Below are 1,874 nucleotides of genomic sequence, written 5' to 3' on the forward strand. Positions count from 1 at the left end.
TGGGAAGGGATAGAAATATATAAAGATGACGATGATGTAATAGGATGCAGCGCAGAAGGGCATGTAAGCCATGTATTATCGGCGAGATTAAGCAGCAGGCCATTAGGATGGAGCAAGGAAGGATTAAAGATAATGGCAAAGCTAAGGGTATTTAGCAAGAATGGAGGAAATTTAAGGGAAATAAGTGTGTTTAAGGAAGATGAAAAAGCCTTCAAGGTAAGTAAGAAGAAAATAAAAGAAGCGATAAGAAAGATAAATAAATCTTCACGTGAAGTTATGAATAATATAACGATATTGAACATAGGGAAAGTAACGCCAATTTACAGGATATTAAAATCAATAAAATATGAAAATATAATTTAAGTTTTTTAAATTTAACAAACGCCTTGAAACTAGCTAATTTAAGGGGTTGTCTATAAAAATTAACCTACAATATCTTGACACTATCAAGCATGTTAAAGACAAAAACATATAAATAAGGTAAAAAGAATGAAAATCCTTTCAGATTGTAGACAAACCATCTTTGGTGTTGAAATTTTGCAAGAGCCCCGTGAATGGATTTCAAAAAGGCATCTCTCATGAGCTCTAGCAATTCTTGCTTTTCGACTTTTCAAAAGTCCGTAATTCTGCACACGGACGTGCAGAGCCGAGTGGCCGACACGGATGTCGGCTCACGAGGGTAGGACTTTTGAAAACAAAGAAAAGCTTAGAATTGCTTAGTGAAATGAGCGAATGCCAGGGAAATCCTTCACGGGGCTTATCAAAAAACAACTTTTTCAACAGTCTGAAAGGATGAAAATCCTTTTTACCTTTTATTTCGATAAAGAAGATACGCACCAATTGCAATAAATATAACAGGTATAAAGTAAGTGCTTATATAGGATCTTATTAAATTATATATTTCATTCCCATAAAAGGCTTTATTTATAACCCCTAATACTCCTAATATAACTAAAGCCCATCCGGCTATTAATATCCACTTATCGTTTAAAAAGTTAGCCCATCTGCCATCTATTTGAAAACTTCCATTTCCAAATATATCGCTATCATAAACTATTTCACCTCTATCCAATTTATTGGCTACATTAAAGGTATCGAAAAAGGTATAAAACCATAAAGGTATTTTAATAATGGAAGCTAAAAAAGATAAGCCAACAATTCTAAACACAGGTTCAATTAAAAGATAAAGCAGCAAAAATTGAATCCCTCTTCTTATAAGGCCTAAATACATATATCCTACACCAGGTATTAAAGCCGCAAGAAAGGTAAGAAATGGACTTCTTCTCATAAACTATACCCCCATTAATTTGTTTAAATTTTGGATTAAAATATTCATTCTAAAGATAAATAAAGACTGAAATGAAAATATCCTTTCATATAAACTCGTAAAATGTGAACTACCCCCACTTATAGAAGTGGTGGCTTCGTGGTCAATACTCAAAGCGGACTAAGTTATCCCACGCTCAAAGGGCTGTTCCTTCCCCATATATACCAATCACATGGCTAATTTTAGCAAATTCTTGCTTGCATTTATATCTCTATCATGAACTGCACCACACTTTGGACATTTCCATTCTCTCAATGCTAAATTCTTTACATCAGGATTTTTATATCCACATTCACTACATGTTTGACTTGATGCATAATTTTGTGGTGCTATTATTATTTCTCTGCCATACCATCTTGCTTTATATTCTAACATCCTTCTAAATTCTGCCCATGATACTTCTGTTATTGCTTTGGCTAATTTATGATTTTGTTGCATTATTTTTTACCTGTAAATCTTCTAAAACTATCACTTGGTTTTCGTGTATTAATTTTAGAAGATAATTTGTGAAGAAAATTCTTTTCTTTGATTTGATTATTTTTCGTAT

General features: G+C 32.8%; 2 protein-coding genes and 1 pseudogene. 1 reads left to right on the plus strand and 2 read right to left on the minus strand.

What is annotated here, in order from left to right:
• Nucleotides 1–363, plus strand: a 363-nt coding sequence (locus tag CAAU_RS14310; protein ID WP_192811209.1) for a UPF0236 family transposase-like protein, incomplete at its 5' end; no start/stop codon positions are given.
• Between the two features lie 442 nt (nucleotides 364–805).
• Here the strand turns inward: CAAU_RS14310 and CAAU_RS08435 are convergent.
• On the minus strand, nucleotides 806–1,288 hold the full coding sequence (locus CAAU_RS08435; RefSeq protein WP_008909021.1) for a hypothetical protein: 483 nt from the start codon (nucleotides 1,286–1,288) through the stop codon (nucleotides 806–808).
• 207 nt (nucleotides 1,289–1,495) lie between these two features.
• A pseudogene (locus CAAU_RS08440) lies at nucleotides 1,496–1,874 on the minus strand (RNA-guided endonuclease TnpB family protein); the annotation flags it as partial.

Source organism: Caloramator australicus RC3 (assembly GCF_000297115.1).
Taxonomy (GTDB): domain Bacteria; phylum Bacillota; class Clostridia; order Clostridiales; family Caloramatoraceae; genus Caloramator; species Caloramator australicus.